This is a genomic window from Vibrio sp. 970 (assembly GCF_033339075.1).
Genome location: NZ_JAWOTW010000318.1, coordinates 1 through 700, shown reverse-complemented (window position 1 = coordinate 700; position 700 = coordinate 1). Strand labels below are relative to the sequence as shown.

At 48.4% G+C, this 700-nt stretch carries 1 protein-coding gene; it reads right to left on the bottom strand.

Annotation, left to right across the window (positions count from 1 at the left end):
• A partial coding sequence (locus tag R7Q11_RS26415) for an exonuclease domain-containing protein (protein WP_225467025.1) occupies window positions 1-682 on the bottom strand: 682 nt, incomplete at its 3' end.
• Between the last annotated feature and the right edge of the window lie 18 nt (window positions 683-700).

Here is a 700-nt window from a genome sequence, read left to right as displayed (position 1 = left end):
CCGGAAGCGCGGTCAGTTTTTTACTTTGCACCAAGAACAATTCCGCGCACGCCAAGGCATCACTGGCGGCTGAGTGCGATAAGTACCCCGGCAGGTGATAATAGCGGCGCAAATCGTCCAACTGATAACTGCTGTGCGCACCGCTTTTCCCTGCGTAGCTAAACTGCTTTTCGATTTGCAGAGTGTCGATAAAATACGCGGGGAAATCCTCTACTTGGTAGCGAGAGGAAAAATAAGCGTGAATGAAGGCTTTTTCAATGCAGCATCCGTGGGCGAGCACTACTTTTCCTGTGATGCGTTCCAACAACCGATTCATCCCTTCATCCAATGGCAGTCCTTTGGCGAGATCTTGCGGAGTTAAGCCATTAATTTTCGCTGTTTCTGGTTTGATGAATTGTCCATGACAAATGTACCACTCTTTGGAGCTGGCGATATCAATGCCGTCCAGCGTTAGGTCAACTACGCCAATCGATAAGATTTTATCGCCTTGTGCGTCCACGCCTGTGGTTTCAAAGTCCAACGCAACAAAACTCAAATCCTTCAAGGTCGTTGAGTCATCCACCAAAGGCTGTTGAAGATAGTCTTTCAGCACCATTGGCCAATCGTCAATAACGTGAATGGCTTGGCGTTTTTGCTCAGGAGAGAGCGGCGTTTCCCACCGCTTAAACCAACGTTTAATCATGGTTACGCCCCTTTCACA